Origin of the sequence: Paenibacillus sp. ISL-20, assembly GCF_018613005.1 — a bacterium.
Lineage (GTDB): Bacteria > Bacillota > Bacilli > Paenibacillales > Paenibacillaceae > Paenibacillus_AQ.
Map to the genome: position 1 here is coordinate 143,679 of NZ_JAGGRD010000019.1, position 19,410 is coordinate 163,088.

Annotated in this window: 24 protein-coding genes and 1 riboswitch; of the genes, 8 read left to right on the forward strand and 16 right to left on the reverse strand. The window is 46.2% G+C overall.

The annotated features are described in order from the left end of the window. Positions 1-117: 117 nt before the first annotated feature. The gene (locus J7E85_RS11810) at positions 118-318 is read right to left on the reverse strand and encodes a YolD-like family protein (RefSeq protein ID WP_215158014.1); all 201 of its coding nucleotides are present in this window, start codon (positions 316-318) and stop codon (positions 118-120) included. A gap of 91 nt (positions 319-409) precedes the next feature. Between J7E85_RS11810 and J7E85_RS35135 the strand changes: the two genes are divergently transcribed. Both J7E85_RS35135 and J7E85_RS34015 read left to right on the forward strand, forming a co-directional pair. Next, a complete protein-coding gene (locus J7E85_RS35135; protein WP_215158016.1) occupies positions 410-604 on the forward strand; it encodes a helix-turn-helix domain-containing protein in 195 nt (64 codons plus the stop codon). A gap of 34 nt (positions 605-638) precedes the next feature. Next, complete coding sequence (locus J7E85_RS34015; RefSeq protein ID WP_215158127.1) at positions 639-794, forward strand: helix-turn-helix domain-containing protein; 156 nt, start codon at positions 639-641, stop codon at positions 792-794. A gap of 123 nt (positions 795-917) precedes the next feature. Here the strand turns inward: J7E85_RS34015 and J7E85_RS11825 are convergent, their stop codons facing one another. Then, complete coding sequence (locus tag J7E85_RS11825) at positions 918-1,166, reverse strand: hypothetical protein (RefSeq protein WP_215158018.1); 249 nt, start codon at positions 1,164-1,166, stop codon at positions 918-920. 130 nt (positions 1,167-1,296) lie between these two features. Between J7E85_RS11825 and J7E85_RS11830 the strand changes: the two genes are divergently transcribed. Continuing rightward, positions 1,297-2,019 carry a hypothetical protein gene (locus J7E85_RS11830; RefSeq protein ID WP_215158020.1) on the forward strand — a complete coding sequence of 241 codons (723 nt, stop codon included), beginning with the start codon at positions 1,297-1,299 and terminating at the stop codon, positions 2,017-2,019. Positions 2,020-2,642: 623 nt separating this feature from the next. Here the strand turns inward: J7E85_RS11830 and J7E85_RS11835 are convergent. Continuing rightward, complete coding sequence (locus J7E85_RS11835; RefSeq protein WP_215158022.1) at positions 2,643-2,849, reverse strand: hypothetical protein; 207 nt, start codon at positions 2,847-2,849, stop codon at positions 2,643-2,645. Positions 2,850-2,994: 145 nt separating this feature from the next. On the opposite strand from J7E85_RS11835, the gene J7E85_RS11840 reads away from it, so the two are divergent. Further along, a complete protein-coding gene (locus J7E85_RS11840; RefSeq protein ID WP_215158024.1) occupies positions 2,995-3,720 on the forward strand; it encodes an ATP-dependent DNA ligase in 726 nt (241 codons plus the stop codon). Here the strand turns inward: J7E85_RS11840 and J7E85_RS11845 are convergent. Both J7E85_RS11845 and J7E85_RS11850 read right to left on the reverse strand, forming a co-directional pair. Then, positions 3,717-5,030 carry a hypothetical protein gene (locus J7E85_RS11845; RefSeq protein WP_215158026.1) on the reverse strand — a complete coding sequence of 438 codons (1,314 nt, stop codon included), beginning with the start codon at positions 5,028-5,030 and terminating at the stop codon, positions 3,717-3,719. The two genes, J7E85_RS11840 and J7E85_RS11845, sit on opposite strands and share 4 nt — an antisense overlap. Before the next feature lie 23 nt (positions 5,031-5,053). After that, positions 5,054-5,236: a hypothetical protein gene (locus J7E85_RS11850; RefSeq protein WP_215158028.1), complete on the reverse strand. Its 183-nt coding sequence runs from the start codon at positions 5,234-5,236 to the stop codon at positions 5,054-5,056. Positions 5,237-5,350: 114 nt separating this feature from the next. Here J7E85_RS11850 and J7E85_RS34020 point away from each other — a divergent pair, with 114 nt between their 5' ends. After that, entirely contained in the window at positions 5,351-6,097 is a 747-nt protein-coding gene (locus tag J7E85_RS34020; protein WP_483311312.1) for a DUF3102 domain-containing protein, read from the forward strand. Positions 6,098-6,734: 637 nt separating this feature from the next. Here J7E85_RS34020 and J7E85_RS11860 read toward each other — a convergent pair. The 4 genes from J7E85_RS11860 to J7E85_RS11875 form a co-directional block, all read right to left on the reverse strand. Continuing rightward, on the reverse strand, positions 6,735-7,391 hold the full coding sequence (locus tag J7E85_RS11860; RefSeq protein WP_215158030.1) for a hypothetical protein: 657 nt from the start codon (positions 7,389-7,391) through the stop codon (positions 6,735-6,737). Between the two features lie 68 nt (positions 7,392-7,459). Further along, positions 7,460-8,203 carry a helix-turn-helix domain-containing protein gene (locus J7E85_RS11865; RefSeq protein ID WP_215158032.1) on the reverse strand — a complete coding sequence of 248 codons (744 nt, stop codon included), beginning with the start codon at positions 8,201-8,203 and terminating at the stop codon, positions 7,460-7,462. Between the two features lie 12 nt (positions 8,204-8,215). After that, positions 8,216-9,244 carry a tyrosine-type recombinase/integrase gene (locus tag J7E85_RS11870; RefSeq protein WP_215158034.1) on the reverse strand — a complete coding sequence of 343 codons (1,029 nt, stop codon included), beginning with the start codon at positions 9,242-9,244 and terminating at the stop codon, positions 8,216-8,218. A gap of 211 nt (positions 9,245-9,455) precedes the next feature. Beyond that, complete coding sequence (locus J7E85_RS11875; RefSeq protein ID WP_215158036.1) at positions 9,456-9,815, reverse strand: HesB/IscA family protein; 360 nt, start codon at positions 9,813-9,815, stop codon at positions 9,456-9,458. Positions 9,816-10,205: 390 nt separating this feature from the next. Between J7E85_RS11875 and mqnE the strand changes: the two genes are divergently transcribed. Next, on the forward strand, positions 10,206-11,312 hold the full coding sequence (gene mqnE / locus J7E85_RS11880; RefSeq protein ID WP_098748869.1) for an aminofutalosine synthase MqnE: 1,107 nt from the start codon (positions 10,206-10,208) through the stop codon (positions 11,310-11,312). A 155-nt stretch (positions 11,313-11,467) separates the two neighbouring features. Next, positions 11,468-12,526 carry an NAD(P)/FAD-dependent oxidoreductase gene (locus J7E85_RS11885; protein WP_215158038.1) on the forward strand — a complete coding sequence of 353 codons (1,059 nt, stop codon included), beginning with the start codon at positions 11,468-11,470 and terminating at the stop codon, positions 12,524-12,526. Positions 12,527-12,587: 61 nt separating this feature from the next. Here the strand turns inward: J7E85_RS11885 and J7E85_RS11890 are convergent, their stop codons facing one another. Beyond that, positions 12,588-12,836, reverse strand: coding sequence for a YuzB family protein (locus J7E85_RS11890; protein ID WP_076324843.1), 249 nt, complete (start codon positions 12,834-12,836; stop codon positions 12,588-12,590). An 82-nt stretch (positions 12,837-12,918) separates the two neighbouring features. On the opposite strand from J7E85_RS11890, the gene J7E85_RS11895 reads away from it, so the two are divergent. Further along, entirely contained in the window at positions 12,919-13,164 is a 246-nt protein-coding gene (locus tag J7E85_RS11895; RefSeq protein ID WP_006212609.1) for a NifU family protein, read from the forward strand. 198 nt (positions 13,165-13,362) lie between these two features. Here J7E85_RS11895 and J7E85_RS11900 read toward each other — a convergent pair whose 3' ends face one another. The 6 genes from J7E85_RS11900 to J7E85_RS11925 all read right to left on the reverse strand — a co-directional run bounded on the left by J7E85_RS11900 (position 13,363) and on the right by J7E85_RS11925 (position 19,204). Then, positions 13,363-14,136 (reverse strand): SDR family oxidoreductase, encoded by a 774-nt coding sequence (locus J7E85_RS11900; RefSeq protein ID WP_215158040.1) that lies wholly within the window; start codon positions 14,134-14,136, stop codon positions 13,363-13,365. A gap of 201 nt (positions 14,137-14,337) precedes the next feature. Beyond that, a complete protein-coding gene (locus J7E85_RS11905; protein WP_215158042.1) occupies positions 14,338-15,180 on the reverse strand; it encodes a MetQ/NlpA family ABC transporter substrate-binding protein in 843 nt (280 codons plus the stop codon). A 68-nt stretch (positions 15,181-15,248) separates the two neighbouring features. Further along, positions 15,249-15,917, reverse strand: coding sequence for a methionine ABC transporter permease (locus tag J7E85_RS11910; protein ID WP_215158044.1), 669 nt, complete (start codon positions 15,915-15,917; stop codon positions 15,249-15,251). Beyond that, positions 15,917-16,933 (reverse strand): methionine ABC transporter ATP-binding protein, encoded by a 1,017-nt coding sequence (locus J7E85_RS11915; RefSeq protein ID WP_215158046.1) that lies wholly within the window; start codon positions 16,931-16,933, stop codon positions 15,917-15,919. Before J7E85_RS11915 ends, J7E85_RS11910 begins: the two co-directional genes overlap by 1 nt. Before the next feature lie 107 nt (positions 16,934-17,040). Further along, a riboswitch (SAM riboswitch) is annotated at positions 17,041-17,185 on the reverse strand. A gap of 121 nt (positions 17,186-17,306) precedes the next feature. Continuing rightward, entirely contained in the window at positions 17,307-18,026 is a 720-nt protein-coding gene (locus J7E85_RS11920) for a Cthe_2314 family HEPN domain-containing protein (RefSeq protein WP_215158048.1), read from the reverse strand. A 203-nt stretch (positions 18,027-18,229) separates the two neighbouring features. Next, the gene (locus J7E85_RS11925) at positions 18,230-19,204 is read right to left on the reverse strand and encodes a COX15/CtaA family protein (RefSeq protein ID WP_215158050.1); all 975 of its coding nucleotides are present in this window, start codon (positions 19,202-19,204) and stop codon (positions 18,230-18,232) included. Positions 19,205-19,410: the final 206 nt, after the last annotated feature.

A 19,410-nucleotide genomic window follows, 5' to 3' on the forward strand; every position in this document is an offset into this window, starting at 1 on the left:
ACAGTTTTTTACTGCCCTATAGGTAAGGCATTTTATATTTTACTCATTAGTTTTCAGAGCCATTAACAATAGGCGAGTTGTAATCCGCAATCAATCGCTAACCGCTATATGAACACCTTATTTAACTGAAACAACTCCATCAATCTTAATCCACTCCCATTCTCCCTCACCAATTGACAATTTAATCTCACGTCTGAACGTGTGGATAAGAACGACAATCCCTGTCAATTCTGTATCCTGGTATTCATCGAATAGTTTCACTTTAACAGCACGGTGCTGATGAAATGATTCGGCCAGCGCTTGTTCTACGCATTTCATACTCGCTTGTTCGATGAATCCCTGTCCGTGCAGAGAACACCTCTAGCATTTATATAATGAAGAAAAAAATCTGCCTCTTAACAATACGCCATTGTCTCCTGATACTCCTGGTTTAGGAATCCGGACAGCACGAAATGAAGCCAATTTAACAATCAGAGAACTGGCAACATTGTCCGGACTAACACCAGAGACTATTTCAATGATGGAAAATGGCGTACACCCTCCTTCACTAAAAAGCCTCAGAAAGATATCGGCCTGTCTTAGCCGGCCTATTTGGGTGTTTTGAGGTTCTTCCAGAGAACACCTTAGGTGAGCGTTTAATCAAAGCTCGAAAATACCATGGATATACTCTAATTGAAGCAGCGGATCAATTAGGCGTAGATGTTAAATCTATTAGCCATTGGGAATCTAGCAGAATTATACCCTCATCAAAATATTTTGCCAGAATACATGCGTTCCTAAAAATAATTGAATAATAAATAAACCCGCGCAAAAACCGCGGGTTTATTTATTATGAAGAAAAAATCGGAAGTTTTAATTATTCGTAGTTAGAATGTTAACGTAAGCTACTTCACTAAGCTATTGAATAAAGTAACTTATCATTTTTGTTTTTTATCTTTGCCTAAAATACTCTCAATTTCTGACCAGACTATATATATTATACCAACAACTAGAGCGATTCTGCTTATCAAAAGTGGTTCATCACCGACGCTTTGTAATATAGCATTAAACAAATTGCTGTCCCATGACTTTACTCCAGATCCAAAAAAACCAGCAGTTAGATACCTTGCGCTATACAACAAAGCTGCTATTAATAACATTCCGACACCTGCTGCACGTTTCGACATTGTGAATTCCCTCCTAGGAAGAATATAGAATTATTATATCATTTTTCTAAAAACTCTACCAATAAAATGATTTTTATGGTATTATTTTCTTGCAGTTGAAAATAAAACACACTTAGGAGGTTTTTGTATTATGAAGAAAAAATTCGGATTATCTGCGATATTAGCAATTTCGTTCGCAGTGTCTGCTCTGCTAAGCCCGGGACTAGTAAAAGCAGAAGAAGCACCGAAACCAGAGGTTGTTGTCGATTTAGGCACTCCTCAGTACTATGACAGTGAAACAGGGGTAACGTATTCTCGTATTTACCAAAACACTGAAAACGGTTTCGAAGAAATTAGCTTTGAAGAATTTAAGGCAAGTGAAAAGAAGTCCGAGGAAGCAAGAGCGGAAATAGCTGCAATTCAAAGATCACAAGACCAACAAAGTTTATCAAATATTTCTCCACTTGCTAATCCGATCTATGTTGAGAACACTTATATTGAAACCTTCCATGGAACAAATGAAAAAGTTTCTAGCGATATGAACTGTCCAAGTGCTTCTTCAGGATGCGCTATTGAACACGCTTTTTCCCTTACTAAAACGGAATCTTTTCAAGCAGGTTTAGACTTTAGCATAAAGCAACTTATAACAGTTGGAGCTTCTTTCAACTGGCAAACTAGTGCTACTACCTCCACAACCTACATAATCAATATTCCTAAAGGTGCGAAAGGAAGCGTTTGGTTTAGACCTTATTACAGATATACCGGAGGAACCTATCACCCATCGTTTGGTTCACCATATAGTGTATACGGAATGTCTCCAAAAAAACTGTCTAGCGGTCAATTAGATGGATTAATCTTCGGAATTATTAATTAATTTTATTTAAATACCTTACTTCAAAATAGAAGCCTTTAGCCCAATGGGATAAAGGCTTCTATTTTATTTATATCTGAATGTTTAATTTTTATGACATGTTTCCAATTAATGATTAAGTCAATTATTTAACATCATCCATCTTACTTATTGCTATTGGTTCCTATAATCAAGGTTCCTTTGTGTTCGTTTCGTTAGAATCGTTGCCGGTTCGTGAACGTATTTGGAACGATTTATCTTTCTAGTGGTCGTGTATATATTATATATAGGTATGACAATGTATCTATGGTCTTCTAGGAATCTAAGCCCAAGTTGGATTTCAGTCCAATTTCGTGGACTCAGGATCTCAAACGCACCACTAGTAATCCGTCCAATACCGTGCACTCATCTTAGGTGCAGGCCGTTTATTTGCTTCAGGTTCTCGTTCCCATCCTTCAATTATCTTAATTGTTATCAGGCTGGATTTGTCTTCCCATAATATGTACCTTTCTTTCTCCAACATTAATAATGCGTTCTTTATTTGCTTTTTCCCTCGTCCAGTCATGATCTCTAATCCGTGCATTGTGGGCATTCTTTTGTGCTGACTTGCATAATTGTACAGAATCCTAAGAATCTTACGTTCTAGGTCAGGAAGCATTCATCCCTGCCCCCTTCGATGCCCTCCAGGATAAGACGTTATCCATTCGGAATACTCTTGGCTGATTGGTATTTAAACATGTCGCACGAATCAAGTTATTTCGGATCCCCTGCAGCCTAATTTTACGGTGAGTGATTGTGCCTTTGCGGTCCACGTAAATGAGTTCTATAACATTCCCGATGTACTTCTTCATCATTATCCGCCTCCAAATAAGGACGTTTGTTCGTATTATATGCGAACATTAGTTCCTTTATCAATGTAAATTTAACCCTTAGGTAATGACATAACTTACCGCCTGATCAGCATATCCTTGAACGTTATAATTGAATTGAGGTGTTTTTATGTTTATTGAACCGATGTTACTCGCAACTGCGCCGACTCCTTTCTCGGATTCGTGCTATATATTCGAACCTAAAATCGACGGCCACCGCTTGATCTTCTCGCAACAGAATGACGTAGTCCGTTTATACACTCGCCATAACAACGACTGCACTCGCCAATATCCTGAGATAGCCAACGCTTTATTCCCGCATGACATCGTATTGGACGGCGAAATCGCATGCGTTGATCCGGCGACGGGCATTTCCGACTTAGAATCCGTTATGACGCGGTTCCAGGCGAAGAAGGCGGATAAAATTGCATCATTAACCGGCACTCTCCCGTCCACTTTCGTTATATTCGACGTGCTGCAGATTAACGGTAAGGATCTACGTCGGCTGCCACTAATGCAACGCAAGGAAATACTCGCATCAATTCCGCTGCCGTCTGCGAGCTTCGGGATTGTTCCGCATATTGAAGGCTCCGGCGAAGCGTTATTTGAGCAGATTGAAGCGCGCGCTATGGAGGGCGTGCCTGCTCTAGACAACGCAAAAATGCGCCCAGCAGGTATTATCGAGCTAGGCGCAAATCCTACGCATAAGAAGGCGTTTTATAACGTTGTGAAGCCGTTGATTACCGGTGAAGACCGCAATTTCGTCTATGTTGAGCCGCGGATTAGGGCGCGTGTGAAGATGCGGAACTGGACGCGATCAGGAATGCTACGGAGTCCGGTATTTAGGGAATTTTAGTTCGAGTTTTCAAATTCCTCTGAAAGGATAAAATCTCTCCAATTTAGGCTTTCAAATATTCCGCAAGTACTAAAAAGGTTTTCTACTATCTGTACTTTTTTCTCGGGATTTTCCATTACGAAAAAATAAATTGCTAGCAGGTCTAGACCTGTTAAAAGACAATGATTTCGATTCTTACTGTATTTCAACATTTGATCAGGGAACGGATCTTCCATTCTTTCTTTTAGAGGAACATCTTTAAATGCATTTACTACTAAAATGCCTTTCGGCATTACATCTTTTGTAGTAAAGTATTCGCTCACCCATTTTTCCAGCTGAGCCGCATGTTTTTCGGCAGCGCTCTTCGCCACACCTTTAACTTCCACAACCGCAACCTTTTCTTCATATTTAATAATTAAGTCATCACGGCCAGGAAGCCCTTCAGCAACCTCGAAGCCAAGAGTTTTAAAGATAGTTCCCACTGTCTTCTCTAAAGCCTTTCCGGAACTCGTAAATAAAAGTTTGAATTCCTCTAAAGAGTTCAAGTCCTCTTTATTTTTCTCTATTTCATTTTGGATCTCATATAGCTTTTGCTCATAAAGCTTAATATCCTGTTTAATTTTGTTCTCGCTAGGTAAGAAGTAATTATTACTCCACTCAGGTAAAGCAAACTTTAATTTCTTTTCGTTCTCATTAAGTTGAAATGCAATACGTTTCAAAACTTTAGCAAGGTGGTTTGCTCTTTCTGTTTTTGGGCAGTTAATTCTTGGTAAATATACAATGTGTCCGTTACCGTATTTAATATACGCACCTACAAAATAATTTGTACCCTTCACCTTGAACAGCGGAGTCCCGAACGAATTGCTATACATTGAATCATAATAAAAGCAATCACTGAAATCGGTCCATAACTCAGTGAAAAATGCGTTGTCAATAAATTCTATTTGTGTACCTGAAGATAAAATAGTATCGGGATAAGAGAGCATGAAATTCCTAAAATCGACCTCCGAAAAATAACCACTAGTTGAATATCTTAATGATAATTCTATAGGGGGTGGGGTGAACACAAATATTGTTCTTCCCAAATTTAAAAATTCGACAACTTCATTACGTCTTCTATTAATATCTCGGCTAAGACTTTCACTATATTCTAAGTCTGTTAGACGCAGCTGAGTCTGGGGGTAATCCTTCAGACCATATTCTTTTAATGCAGTTAATGGATCGATTAGTAAAACGTCAGAATCTAACAAAGTTGAAGTTGAGCTGAATTTTATTCCTTTATTTGTTAAACCTTGTACTATTGGAATACTGCTTATGTGAATCATGCTCATCGTGGTAATGCCTCTTTTCTATATCAAATTGCGAATTTAAACGTACACGTTTCGCGAAGATAACGCCTTTTCCCGACCTTAACGCTATTCTCCGTTATTTCCTCTATCTTACCGCTGCCAATAAGCTCGTCCGCGATAAACACGACGATAGGTGTCCGATCGAGCATCGCGGTATAAAAATGAATATCGGCGGTCAGCGGTTTCATAAATCGTCCCATAACCGAAATTTTACCATATTACGACATGGTTGTCCGCATGAAAAAAGACCGCCAAGTTAGCGCTCTAATTTATCAGCGAATCTCCCAACGATAACGGCAGAGATCAACGCGTATAAACGTGTGGCCGGCGAAGCGATATTCGAAATTGGTCGGCGGCTGAAACACGTTAAGGAGAACGATCTGGCACACGGTCAATGGGAGCGATGGCTCGAGTCGGTGGACATTGCGCCGCAGACTGCTCGAAAGTTTGTCCAGGCCTATGAGCAATTCGGAAATCGCGCGACGTCGAGCGGTTTGCAAGTCGGAAAAATATTCGAAATGCTCTCGCTCCCTTCTGACATCGATCGCAGTGACTTCGTTTCTCAGCCGCACACAATCCCGTCAACTGGCGCTGAAAAGGCCGTTGATGAGATGACCGTTCGGGAGCTGTGCGAGGTTAAGGCGGCGTTAAAAGCGGAAAGGGAGGCGCGTGAGAAGGCGGAGGCCGATTATGAGACGGTGCGAGATACGCTGGAATCGATGAGAGACAAGCAGCCGCGGGTTGAGATCCGGACTGAGTACGTCACGGTACCGGACGAATCCGCGGAAAAAAGACTTCGTAGATACGAGGAGAAATTCGGAGACATCGAGATTTACGAAGCCGGCGCAGCTAGGATCGATGGAGTGTCCGATATATCTGCATCATTGCAGACGTTCAGTTACGAGGCGCGAACACTTATGAAGAAATACGGATTCCTGGCGCAGTTTGGCGGAACAGGCGGTCGGCCGCATCACATCAACGGTTTACCGAGTTTACGCAGATTACTTGACGAGAGTATTGTCCCATTCCAGCGTATTGTCGCAAGCTAAAAGAGCGTTATACATGCGGTTGATTCGGAATTACAGCGCGGAAAAAGTAGACACATTCCTATAAGAGTATCTTATAGAGTTATGTCCGGTTTTTTCACACCGGCTACTCCACTCCGTTATCACTTTTTACTACGTTCCTTTAAGGAAAACGCAAGAAAACCCAGTAACGACGCGGCTTTTCAGACACGTTTAGCACTTTTTTGTGATAACCGTTTCCGACGCGATAGCGGAGGTGAGGAACGAAGTGACGAAAGCATTAAACTCCGGGAAGAGCGTCCGTAGTTCCGAGTCCGCTAAAGCGTCCACGGGCCATATCAAATCTACCGCGATAGAAGTTGTTAGAGGTAAACCATTGCGGATAAGTCATGAAGCGAACGAGACGTATCCCATGTAGAATGCGCGCTAGCTCTTAAACGGAGACAAACCGAATATCCCGCTATGGAGTAGTAGCGCTCACATGTCCGTTTTAACCGAAATCAACACGATATCAGCCGCTTTATGCCGCGAAGTTACGTTTACCCTCCGATCTAATTAGAACGGCTCCCGTGCGGTTAGAATCGTCAATACCGTGCGAAATATGTACCGTAAATGAAAGACGCCCGACCAGCGAAATTAAGATTCGTTGATCGAGCGATGGTTACAGATTATGATCTCGCGGAATGGGGATATCTCCGAGTTTATCGTACAATCTCGAGTCTATCCGATACTTCCGCGCTAGAGTGTACGGGATAGTGAAATCGCCGAACATATTATCTAAGACTGAATCGTAGTCGACATTCTCAGCTTGATCGCGACGCCAAGAAATGTACACCCCGTCATTTTCACCGCCACCACCATTATCGATTTTCACGTCGAGCGAAACTTCATATACTTCCGGATTTTCAAATAAAATCTTGGAGTAGGCAATTAGCGACCCGCCGGCTTTTTTGACGAAATCTTTTTCATCCCAATATGTACCTGGATTGATTGTTAATTCAATGTACTGCCCCTCTAAATCTTCACTAGAAGTAAATTTTCTAAATGTTTCATCTTTGATCGGTATTGCCATCGCTGCCCCTACGTTGTTCTCAAGAGCTAACCTGACATTATCCTCGGATACATCCGCGCTATGCCATTCAAATACACTTTCCTTAGGTTTAGGGTCGGGCGGAGCTAGCGGGTTTGATTCAGGTTCTTTCACTACTGGTTCTGTTTTAATTGCATTCTCTACTGGTTCGTCCGTTTGGCCAGAAGGAGAAGCACAACCCGTTAATATTATAATTACACAAATAAAAATAGAGACGACTCTTTTCACTAGGCAACCTCACCTTTTTATCCAAATTATACCATGCATTGTGATGAACTGGACATGAGAAATCTCGATCAAACAAATTTCCTTTTAAAATCCCTCGCTCTCCACTCCGCCAGTGCCTCCGTATAGCAATCGTGAAATACTCCCACCGGAGAATAAACGCTAGGCTTCGGCAATCCCGTCCGTAGATCAACGGCCTTCGTGAAATACCGATCGGCGGCAAGCGCAATAACCTCCGCCTCAAGTTGACCGCTAAATCTACGCGTCAGCATCGCGTATGCATCCTCGAAATAGTGGTCGTATAGGCTTGCGGTATCGTTTAGCGGCAGCTTGCGTAATGCTTTAGCCAGCGCTTGTAATACGGCGTCGTTGTCGCTCTTATCTATTTCTCTTTTAAAGTCATTATTACTAAATTCATTAATAACTTGTCTCGGATTCTCCGTCTTCGGTTTATCCACGTCCGGAATATCCGTATGTGGTAAGTCCGGATCTGGATCGTCGATAATCGGGCGCTCATAGATTACCGTTTCCATTCCGGTTATACGGTTCGCTTCATCGCGCGTTTGCCGGCGCTCCACATAGCCACAGGTCTCTAGTTCCTTTATCGCGGAGTATACAGCGTCACGTCCGTCCTTTGACCGCTTCACTAGGTCGCCGATGTAAACTCGCCAGTTTGACGGTTTAGACAGGAGATACGCGAGCAATCCCTTCGCCTTCCACGTTAGACGCTCGTCCGATAAGAAGAACGGGTCCAGTATCGTATAGCCGCTATCACGTTTGGAGACGCGGACAATGCCGCCTGATGGTTTCGTCATAGTCGCGCCCTCCTATTTCCGCTTCTTTATGAACCGGTTTGTCGGCGAATATTCATCATGACTCTTCCGCAAGTCGTCCGTATCTAACTGCACATATCGACGCATCGTCCGCATATCGGCCCAGCCGCCCATTTTCTGAATTGTGAACGGATCTGCTCCGTTTAGGACCATTGCTCGCGCCCATGTATGGCGGTACACGTGGGCGGTCATTTTCTTACCTTCTATGCCGGCCTTATGACCATAATTTTTCAGCCTCTTATTAAAGTGATTCGGCGATACAGGATCTCCGAAAGAAGACATAAAGATTCGATCCGTGCTGAAAAACTGTTTATTTTCTTCGATAAGTTCTAGTAACAACTTTGCAGTATGGCCGGAAATCGGTACCATCCGCGGCTTGCGGTTTTTGTTCAATTCTCCGGGCAAAACGATAAATCGCGTTTGAAAGTCGATATCCCCGGCGCGAATACTTAGTAACTCCGATACTCTGAGTCCGCTGTCTAGTAAAGTTACGATGGCAACATAATCCCGAAAGCCTACAAAATCCCTTCGATTCGGCTGCGCCAATACCGCTTTTACCTCCTCGTCCGTTAGGCAGTTCGTTAGATCGACGTCCTGGCGTAGTAGTTTTACCTTTGCGAACGGATTGTTCTCGAGCAACTCGTCGCGCTCCAACTGGTTAAAAATCGCTTTTAACGTACGGAGCCGAATATTAACCGTCGTATCCGATAGGCCTACGTCCTCAGTCGTTATATATTTGTGTCCCTCATACCGCGTCCGGTCGTATTTCATATACGAAATGTGGTCGCGGATCAATTGCGTACTGATTTCGTCTATGTACTTCACGTCTGGATGCGCCTCGTTTAACCAAGCGGCAAAGTATCCGTAGTGTTTAGCGTAATCGGCCAGCGTCCGTTCACGTAGGCCCTCCGCCTTTTTAGCGTTAACAGCAAAGTCTAGCGCCTGATCAAGTGTTAGTCGCGGGAATTCTCGCAGCGTCCGGGCTCCATTTGGTACACGTCTCTCGCGTTTCTTTAATGACATAAAAAAGACCTCCAAAGCGTAAATTTACGCAATAGAGGTCGTGATCCACAATCCATAAACACCGTTTTTAGGATTGTTAATGTACATGATTCGGGATTGATAACGTTCAATTTTGACCCGTTATCCGCAATTCCAAACGTCCATTCGCGCACTGGCTTCCGCTTCGGCTTCCGTTCAGATCAACGGAGTGAAAACCGCGTAACCCCGCTGCTTAGCAAGGCTCTTCGTTCGGTTTGCCCGCATCCGTTGCCGTACGGAATGACGAACCGCAGCCGCACGTTACGGTGGCGTTCGGATTGTGGATGGTGAAGCCGCCAGTCATGCCGGATTCCTCAAAATCAATCTCAAGACCGTTCAGGTACTTCAGATCGTCCTTCTCAACAACGACCTTCATATCCTGCAGATCCATATATACGTCAGCTTCCGTTTCATTATCGTCAAAGCCCATTGCATATGAAAAACCACTGCAACCTCCGGCAGTGACACCCAGTCGAAGGAACATATTGGGCGTTTCCTGTTCAGCAAGTATTTCTTTCAAACGTTCTGCAGCTGAGTCGCTGATTGTAATCATAGGTCACCCTCCTTTTCGTTCACTCCTTAAGTATACTCCTCTTCGCGAATTCGCTCAAGGTTGTTATGATGGCTTTTGATATGTAATGAATAACCTATTTTCAATTCCTCTATTTGTATTGCTACCCCGCGGGGTCAGGTTTATAATAGGGAAGGAACATGGGCGGCAACTGTTGGATAATTGTCACATCCCTCAGCTAAAAAGCGGCAAAGGTTATGGCTGGTCCACAGTTGTATATTTTTTCACAAACTTATTTATTTATTCAGCCCATTATTGATGTTGTTGTTATACCACTATAAACGGACCGTTCCCTTAGGGGAGTGATTCACTTTATGATCGCTTTTCTGCAGAATCTTCTAAGCAGATCAAGTGTGAACAGGAGGATTGAACATGTCCACAATTGTGACACCATTTACCGATCAGAGAATGGCCGAGATCGTTGCGAAAGTCCAAAGCGGCGAACGCCTGAATCTTGAAGACGGTGTGTATTTGTACCAAACCGATGACCTGCTGACCCTCGGGCAGCTGGCTAATGAAGCAAATTTGCGCAAGAACGGGAAGAAAGTTTACTTCATAGAGAACATGAGTCTCTATTTCACGAATGTATGCGAATCCTACTGCGCTTTTTGTAATTTCCGGAAAGATCAAGGCGAGGAAGGCTCCTATACCCTCTCCGGCGCTGAGATGATTGAATATGTCGAGCAGCATATTCATCCCGGCATTCGTGAATTTCACATCGTTGGCGGACATAATAACCATGTGCCGTTCCAGTACTATGTAGATTCCCTGAAGGCATTGAACGAGCGTTTCCCGGAAGTAACGCTAAAAGCCTATACGGCGGCGGAGATTGAATTCTTCACTCGCATTAGCGGACTTAGCACAAAGGAAGTACTCCAAGAACTGCAGAAAGCAGGTCTTCAATCCTTAACAGGCGGCGGCGCCGAGATTCTGTCTGACCAATATCGTCAGAAGATGAAAGTGGACAAAGCGAACGTGGATCAATACCTCGACGTTCACCGTACCGCGCATAAGCTTGGCATGAAGACACACACCACCATGCTGTATGGATCGATCGAGAGCCACGAGGACCGGATCCGCCATATGCTGCAAATTCGGGATCTTCAAGATGAAACGAACGGATTCATGGTATTCATTCCCCTATCCATGCAGCCGAAGAATAAGAATGCAGGCATCATGCGCCGCAATTCAGCCTACGAAGATTTGAAAACCATTGCCATCAGCCGTTTGATGCTCGATAATATCGATCACATCAAAGCGTACTTCATTAATATTGGGGCGCAATTAACTCAAGTTGCTCTCAGCTTCGGCGCTTCCGACGTCCATGGTACGATCCTCAAGGAACGTATTAGCCATGCTGCAGGAGCCTTAACACCGGAAGGGCTGACACGCAAAGAGCTGGTCTGGCTCATCCAAGGCGCAGGCCGGATTCCGGTTGAACGCGATACCTTCTACAACGAGATCAAGGTTTACGAATAAATCTTACCAGCAGGGATTTAAGCAAACGAGAGACGTTCCAAAAAACGGAAAACAGGTTAAAGAGATAATTGCGTGGGTAACCTAAGCCGCTTCCAGCGGCGTTTTTCTTGCGAATCGGCGCTCACCTTCTTATCTCTTGAGAAAGGAAGAAATTTATGAAAAAGCTCGTCATTCTCGGCGGAGGCTATGGTGGTCTTGCCCTAATTCAAGAATTATTCAGCGGCTATCTTCCTCCGGATGTGGAGGTCGTGCTCATCGACCGCATGCCATACCAAGGACTCAAAACCGAATATTACGCGCTGGCAGCAGGCACCGTGGCCGATACCGCCGTTCGTGTTAAATTCCCGGTATATGACCGCCTCCAAATTGTATATGGTGAAGTCACATCCATTGATCTAGAGAAGAGGCTTGTTAACCTGACGAACAACGATCCCGTGGAATACGATCAACTCGCCATTGCTCTGGGATGTACGGACCGTTATCATGGAGTACCGGGTGCTGAAGAATTCACGTTCAGCCTGCAATCTTTCTCTACATCCCGGGAAACCTATTTGCACCTGAACAACCTCAGACCTTATGGTCATGTTCATATCATTGGCGGAGGCTTAAGCGGCATCGAGCTCGCTGCCGATCTTCGTGAAAGCCGGCCTGACCTTAATATCGCCATCTTGGACCGAGGACAACGGGTACTTTCTTCTTTTCCTAACCGTTTGTCTGCTTATATTCATCGCTGGTTTGAGGAACACCATGTGGATATCCACAGCGGCGTTTCCGTATCCCGAGTTGAGAAGGACGCCGTGTACAATCTGGATGTGCCAATCGCAACCGACCTGGCTGTATGGACGGCGGGTATTCAGCCCGTAAAGGTCGTACAGGATCTGGATCTGCCAAAAGACCGCAGCGGACGCATTATGCTGAACGAGTGGTATCAGGTTCCTTCCCATCCGGAAGTGTACGTGATCGGCGACTGCGCCAGCCTCCCGTTCGTCCCAAGCGCCCAAGCCGCTGGGGCTCAAGCCGAGCAAGTGGGACATGTCCTGAAAGCTTTATGGCGGGATGATACGCCAAAGGTATCTCCGCTGAAGCTCAAGGGAACCCTCGGTTCCCTCGGCAAACATGCAGGCTTTGGACTCATGGGCAGCACCTCGGTGCTGGGCCGGGTACCAAGGATACTGAAGAGCGGCGTTCTCTGGAAATCCAAGCGTCACTACTAGCACTGAGCAGGCTGCAGGCGCTTTGTAGATCCTTACGGAAGGAATATGCCAGGAATCAGGGTCAGCTTTCCTCTTCGCTGTCCTGAAAGCTTTCCAGTTTGGCTATGACAACGTCAAGCAGTTCTTCAGCCGTGGGAGCCTCGACCCATTCGCCATCCACATAAGCGAAGGGCATCAGGTAGCACTGGCCGCAGCTGGTCAGGCAGCCGTATTCGATGACTTGACAATCATACTTGGCTTCAAGCGTCTGTAGAACTTTATCCGTGCCGAAATAGGAATTGCTTGTGCAAAACTCAATGATAATGGACATTGTTATTCGACCTGCCTTAAGATTGGCATTTTATTTTGCCGGTTTATGTACTATAATATAGGGAGGAAAGGAGTTGAACAAGATGAGTGAAAACACGCAAACCACTGTATATGATGAAGTGGCTGAAGTGCTTGATAAACTTCGTCCGTTCCTGCAGCGCGACGGCGGTGACGTGGAACTGGTTGACGTTGAAGACGGCATCGTTAAGCTGAAATTGATGGGTGCATGCGGTAGCTGCCCTAGCTCCACCATTACTCTGAAGGCAGGGATTGAACGCGCCCTGGTTGAAGAAGTAGAAGGCATTCAAGAAGTAGTTCAAGTATTCTAAATCTTCTTTAACTATAAAGAGTCTTGGTTTCCCTCGTGGAACCAAGACTCTTTTTTTGAGATAAAAGAATGTATATGTTTTCAGCGAAGCGTAAGCATTCTTTAATCGCATTTATATGTTTTGGGGTCCCCGCAAAGTATTTGGAATAAGCATCGAAGCATAGACTCCACTTTGCGGGGCTATTTTGAGAATGATATGTTATTCCGGTTTAATCAACGGGCGGATCGGGTCCAGCCCGCCGGATATATCCATAATATTGCCAGTAATGAAATCCGACTTATCCAGGCATAAATATTCGATCACCCTGGCGATGTCCTCCCCGCTTCCCGATCGTCCGCGCGGGGTCAGCCCATCTTGAATGCCCGAAACTTCATCGATGGTCTTCTCTTTATTGGCTCCGCGGATGTCCCCCGGACAGATCATATTCACGGTGATTCCATACGGGGCTTCTTCCACCGCAAGCGTCTTCGTAAAGGAGACCAGGCCCACTTTAGCAGCCGCGTAGGCTGAACGCTGGGGCCACGCGCGGGCTTCTCCCGCATGTCCGAATCCAAAGTGGATGATGCGTCCCCACTTCTTCTCCCGCATGGCAGGCAGAACGCGGTGGTCCAGCAGCATGACGCCGGTTAAATTGCCATTCACCATATGGACGATCTCGTCGCGACTGTACTCTGAGAACAGACGACGCTCCCGAATGAACGGGCCTGCGTTGTTCACCAGGATATCGACGCTTCCCAGTTGCTCCTCCGTCTGATCCACCAATGAATACAGCTCACGCTCGCTGGCGATATCGGCTTTAATTGCAATGGACTTCACGCCAAACCCCTCGATTTCACGGGAGAGCGCCTCCGCTTCATCCTTGCTGTTTACATAATTTATAGCCAAATGACATCCCTGCCGAGCTAACGACAGCGCCGTCATTTTCCCCAAACCTGTCGCACTGCCTGTAATCAGCGCTACTTTTCCCTTCAAGACTTTCCCTCCTCAGATGGATATCCTTCCTTCAGTATAAAAGATTTGATAAGGCCTAACAACTTGCAACCCGGCATAGATCGCCGCCACACAAAAAAAAGAAAGGGCTTATCCAAAAAGACCCACGTCTTTTGGATAATGCCCTCTCTTCACCGCTACGATGAACTAATCTACAGCATCATCGAGCCTTTGGTCCTCGAATTAGAATGCCGGAATTACAGCACCTTTGTACTCTTCTTCGATAAAGGTCTTCACGTCCTCGGAAGTCAGTGCCTTCGTCAATTTTTGAATGGCGTCGGAATTCTTGTTATCCGGACGAGCTACCAGCAGGTTGGCATAAGGGTTCTCCTTGTCTTCGATAAAGAGCGCATCCTTTGTTGGGTCCAGTCCCGCTTCAAGCGCGTAGTTCGTGTTGATGACAGCCAGATCCAGCTCATCCAACATACGCGGCAGCATGGCGGCTTCAACTTCCTTGAACTCCAGGTTCTTCGGATTTTCCACGATATCCTTAGCGGTAGCTTCAAGCTTGGTTTCATCTTGCAGCTTAATTACGCCATTCTTGGACAGCAGAGTCAATGCACGGCCCGCATTCGAAGGATCATTCGGGATTGCTACAACTGCTCCATCCTTCAGCTCATCCACAGATTTAATGGTTTTGGAGTAAGCACCCAGCGGCTCCACATGCACCGCGATCACGGATTCAAGATTCAATTTACGCTCTTTGATTTCGTTATCCAGGTAAGGCTTGTGCTGGAAGAAATTCGCGTCGATTTCTTTGGAGTCCACTTGCGTATTTGGCAGAACATAATCCGTGAATTCCACGATTTCCAGGTTCACGCCCTCTTTTTCAAGCGCTGGTTTAACATGCTCCAAAATTTTGGCGTGCGGTGAAGGCGAAGCGCCTACTTTCAAGGTTACGGTCTCTTGAGCGCCACCTCCTGTTGTTCCCCCTGGCTCAGCTGCTTTATCCGCAGGCTTGCTGCCGCACGCAGCCAGCACCGTAACCAATGTCAAGCTGATCAATGCCAATGTCCATTTTTTCATTCTAAAAACTCTCCCTCCGAAAATATATTATTTTTTATATTGTCTTCCTTGATGCCTCATCCATCCCGTTATTTTCTTGTAAAATGTCGGACCAGTCGATCTCCTGCCATTTGCAGCAGCTGTACCAGCACAATCATTAATACGACGGCCAGAATCATGATCTCGGTCTCATAACGGTAATACCCATACTTGATGGCCAAATCTCCCAAACCGCCGCCGCCAACTTGACCAGACATCGCGGTATACGATACCAGGGTTACAATCGTGATGGTCATCCCAGCCAGCAAGCCCGGACGAGCCTCCGGGAGGAGAACCCTCCATATGATCTGGCCTGTCGAGGAGCCCATGGCATGAGCCGCTTCAATAACCCCTTTGTCCACCTCATTCAAGGCTGTTTCCACGAGTCTGGCGAAGAATGGCGCCGCGCCTATCACGAGCGGTGGAATGGTTCCCAGCACGCCATACGAAACACCCACAAGCGATTTCGTAATCGGGATCATCGCCACGATCAGGATAATGAAAGGAATCGAACGCAGGATGTTCACAATGAACGACAGGATCGAGTAACCGAAGCGTACGAGGCCGGATGTGGATCTAGAAGCCATGTAAAGCAGCACGCCAATCGGCAGTCCGATAATGAAACTGAACAATGCCGATGCCCCCAGCATCCGAAGGCTATCCAAGGTTGCTGTCCATATTTCTTTCCAGTCGATTTGGGTAAAATCGAGTTCGAACATTAATGAATCACCTCCACGTCTAATCCTTGTTCAAGCAGCTTCCGGATCGTATCTTCAATGGCGCCCTCTTCCCCTTCGAAACGGACAATGAGCTGGCCGTACGGCGTTTCTTTGATTGTGGAGATCGTGCCCTGCAGAATCGCAAAATTCACGCCCGTCTCATGGACCGTATGGGACAGAATCGATTCGTACGTTTTCGATCCAAGGAACGTAATCTGCACCGCCCTTGAAGGTCCGTTCGCCTGGCCCTGAATGGCCAGACGGAAAGCTTCGCCGCTGTCCATCTCCTGACGGATAAATTCCTGGGTCACTTCATGTTTCGGCTTCAGGAACACTTCCGTTACCGGCCCTTGCTCCACAATGCCGCCCTGATGAATGACCGCGACCTTGTCGCATATACTCTGAATCACGTGCATCTCATGGGTAATGAGCACGATCGTTAGATGAAACTTTTTGTTAATGTCCAGCAGCAGGCGCAGGATCGAATCCGTGGTCTGCGGGTCAAGCGCCGAAGTCGCTTCGTCGCACAGCAGCACTTCCGGATCGCTTGCAAGCGCTCTGGCTATGCCGACCCGCTGCTTCTGACCACCTGATAGCTGAGACGGGTATTTATCCCGATGCGCCTCCAAGCCGACCAAAGCCAGCAGTTCGGATACTTTGCGTTCCATTTCCTCCTTCGGCGTCTTGGCCAGACGGAGCGGAAACGCAATGTTATCGTACACGCTAGCGGAAGACAGCAGGTTAAAGTGCTGAAAAATCATGCCGATTTTTCGGCGTTCCGCCTGAAGCTGCTTCTTGCCAAGCGACGTTAAGTTCTTACCGTTCACCCACACCTCGCCTGAGGTGGGACGCTCCAACAAATTGATACAACGGATCAATGTACTTTTACCTGCACCGGAGTGTCCGATCACTCCGAAAATTTCTCCTTTTTCAATCGACAAATCCAATTCGGACAACGCAGTTGTTAAGGTTCGGGCTTTCCCGTACTGCTTCGTCAATTGCTTGAGCTCAATCAATCCGATAATCCTCCTTTTTCCGCAGCTTCATATCTATTTACCCAAAAGAAAAGAGCCTCTTTTTGTAGAATCAAAAAGGGCCCTCTTTACGTAAAAGTCAACGCCTTTTCTCATCTGTCAAAGCCAAAGGATATCCTGTAGCTTTGAAGGAATTAGCACCATGTCACTCCATGCGTCATTGCGTTAAGCAATTACACTGGAGTCGGTTGCCGGGCTTCATCGGGCCTGTCCCTCCGCCTCTCTCGATAAGAAAACATCGATATGAAATTTTTCCGATTAATTTGATCTGATTTAATAACATTTAATGAATGCAATAGTTAGTATAGATTCTTTTCAGGTTTTTGTCAAAGGGAATTTCATGGCGATTTTGTGCCTATGCCCTGACTCCATTTTTCGCCCAAAGCTCGTTTGTATATTTATATGAAGCCGCCAGGCTCCGGCATACCATATCAACGCCCTGTTTGAGATCGTCCAGGTGCTGATCGATATCCTCCAGTTCGATCTTGTCCGACAGCCCTTGATGACGCTGCCATAAATCATCCTGCATCTCGGAATTCATGTAATGAATTTCGGCGTTGCGCCGTTTCCGGAGCGAGTTCAGCGGCGTTTTGTAACGATCCTTGATCGCTTCCAGCTCTTTAGCCAGCTCTCCGTGGGCCTTCAGGAATTTAAACTGCCGCAGGACCGTAAAATATGAGAAATGCTCCTTCACCTTAGAGGTATGAAGATCGTACAAATCGTTCAGCACCGTCCCCAACTTGTCAAGGATCGAGAATACGCGTATGAAGCCATTTTTGTAAAAATACACATACCGTTGATATTCCCCTTGCTCCTGAATCGACATGTCATCGATGTAACCCGATTGGATCGATTGACTGAAATGTCTGGCCGCATTCCAGCTCTGTTCCAGCTCATCCAGGGAAACGATCAACCCCCGGGTCCAAATCTCAAGCTTGCGAAAGTCATGCGTCGGATCCTGATTTTTCTCCATTTCCTTCTGCAGCAGCCGGGTTGTTTGGACCATCGATTCAATGGCTTCCTCAAGCAGACCGTTATTCTGCCGGGGCTGTTCCCCAAGTAACATACGAAGCATGGCGGTACCCCCTCGCGTCATCAGATTAACCTTGGTTCTTGGATCGCTATTTGCCAAAATTATGATTTCCACCGCGTTTCAACCATCTTCACGATATCCTCACGCGGGAATAACTCATCCCGGTTTCATTCGTGCATCAATGACCAGAGGATTGTTCTTATAGGATGCCCCGATCTTTTTGTTTAATGATTTTCGCTTCTTTTTTATACAATCTTTTCACGAGACATGCTATGATCTGGCTGCCTTTCAGCTCTAACCGGCTTGCTGAGCTGCCATACCCTGACACTTAAATAACAGAGTACGCCGAATAAGGCCGAGATCAGCAGTGTATGTCCCAGTGCGGAGAATACGTAAACCTCCTCGTTATGCATCGTTGCCATAATGAGGGCACCGCTAAACACTTGCAGCAAGCAGAGCACGGTTGCCGAGATGCCCAGCATCTGTATCTCCCGGTTGTCGCGGTTGCGCCAATATGCAAAATGCCCCATCACCGCAACCACGATCAGCAGCAGAAGCGCTGCCACCCGGTGCATAAAAGCGATGCCGACTCCACCGCCGAGCTCCGGGATCACTTCCCCGTTACACAGCGGCCAGCCCGAGCAGCCTTCCCGAGAATCAGTATGACTGACGAATGCACCAATATAAACAACGATGTAGCTATACAGGGCTGTGCCCCAGACTAAATTGCGGAAACCCTTGCTTACCCGAGGCAGACGTTCCAAGTCTGCGGGCCCCTTCGCCTGTTCTACCCGCCGCATACCCAGAGCCAGCATGACGGAGCTAGCAAAAGCAATCAGCGAGAAGCCAAAATGCAGCGCCATAATCGCAGCCGATTGAGGCTTAACCACCGCAAGCGCACCCATGATCGCCTGCACCACAACGAATACCGAGGTCCCGATAACATAAGCCATTAAATCCCGGCGATCCCGCTTGTACTTCCAGAACGCAATCAGCGAAGCCAGCGCGGCTAACCCCGCCATTCCGCTGACAGCCCGGTGCGAATACTCAATCATGGAGGATACCGTGTAAGCGGGAACAAATTTACCGTTACATAGCGGCCACTCCTGGCCGCAACCGAGTCCCGAGCCCGTCTTTGTCACAACCATGCCTCCGAACGTCGCGAAGAACATAATTAAGCATGTTATGTAACTCAGCCATTTTAATTGTTTATCATTCACTTATCTCACCTGCTGCTCATAATCATTCACTATTTAAACCTTTACAGGATCGCATCGTACACAGTCCACATTTCATTATACCTGATTCTACGGCTACGGTCACTTGAGCGATTGTGACAAAATGTTCAAAAATGAGAAAAACCTTCATGATGCAGGTACTTGACTTCATCGCCCTACTTCTATCCGATATGTAAAACAACACCGCC

Coding starts and splice junctions, on each gene's coding strand:
- J7E85_RS11840 (WP_215158024.1), top strand. CDS start 2,995: ATGTTTATTGAACCGATGTTACTCGCAACTGCGCCGACTCCTTTCTCG.
- mqnE (WP_098748869.1), top strand. CDS start 10,206: ATGTCCACAATTGTGACACCATTTACCGATCAGAGAATGGCCGAGATC.
- J7E85_RS11865 (WP_215158032.1), bottom strand. CDS start 8,203: ATGACGAAACCATCAGGCGGCATTGTCCGCGTCTCCAAACGTGATAGC.
- J7E85_RS11890 (WP_076324843.1), bottom strand. CDS start 12,836: ATGTCCATTATCATTGAGTTTTGCACAAGCAATTCCTATTTCGGCACG.
- J7E85_RS11850 (WP_215158028.1), bottom strand. CDS start 5,236: ATGAAACCGCTGACCGCCGATATTCATTTTTATACCGCGATGCTCGAT.
- J7E85_RS11885 (WP_215158038.1), top strand. CDS start 11,468: ATGAAAAAGCTCGTCATTCTCGGCGGAGGCTATGGTGGTCTTGCCCTA.
- J7E85_RS11830 (WP_215158020.1), top strand. CDS start 1,297: ATGAAGAAAAAATTCGGATTATCTGCGATATTAGCAATTTCGTTCGCA.
- J7E85_RS11875 (WP_215158036.1), bottom strand. CDS start 9,815: ATGATTACAATCAGCGACTCAGCTGCAGAACGTTTGAAAGAAATACTT.
- J7E85_RS11920 (WP_215158048.1), bottom strand. CDS start 18,026: ATGCTTCGTATGTTACTTGGGGAACAGCCCCGGCAGAATAACGGTCTG.
- J7E85_RS11870 (WP_215158034.1), bottom strand. CDS start 9,244: ATGTCATTAAAGAAACGCGAGAGACGTGTACCAAATGGAGCCCGGACG.
- J7E85_RS11895 (WP_006212609.1), top strand. CDS start 12,919: ATGAGTGAAAACACGCAAACCACTGTATATGATGAAGTGGCTGAAGTG.
- J7E85_RS11825 (WP_215158018.1), bottom strand. CDS start 1,166: ATGTCGAAACGTGCAGCAGGTGTCGGAATGTTATTAATAGCAGCTTTG.
- J7E85_RS11910 (WP_215158044.1), bottom strand. CDS start 15,917: ATGTTCGAACTCGATTTTACCCAAATCGACTGGAAAGAAATATGGACA.
- J7E85_RS11905 (WP_215158042.1), bottom strand. CDS start 15,180: ATGAAAAAATGGACATTGGCATTGATCAGCTTGACATTGGTTACGGTG.
- J7E85_RS11810 (WP_215158014.1), bottom strand. CDS start 318: ATGAAATGCGTAGAACAAGCGCTGGCCGAATCATTTCATCAGCACCGT.
- J7E85_RS11835 (WP_215158022.1), bottom strand. CDS start 2,849: ATGATGAAGAAGTACATCGGGAATGTTATAGAACTCATTTACGTGGAC.
- J7E85_RS11845 (WP_215158026.1), bottom strand. CDS start 5,030: ATGAGCATGATTCACATAAGCAGTATTCCAATAGTACAAGGTTTAACA.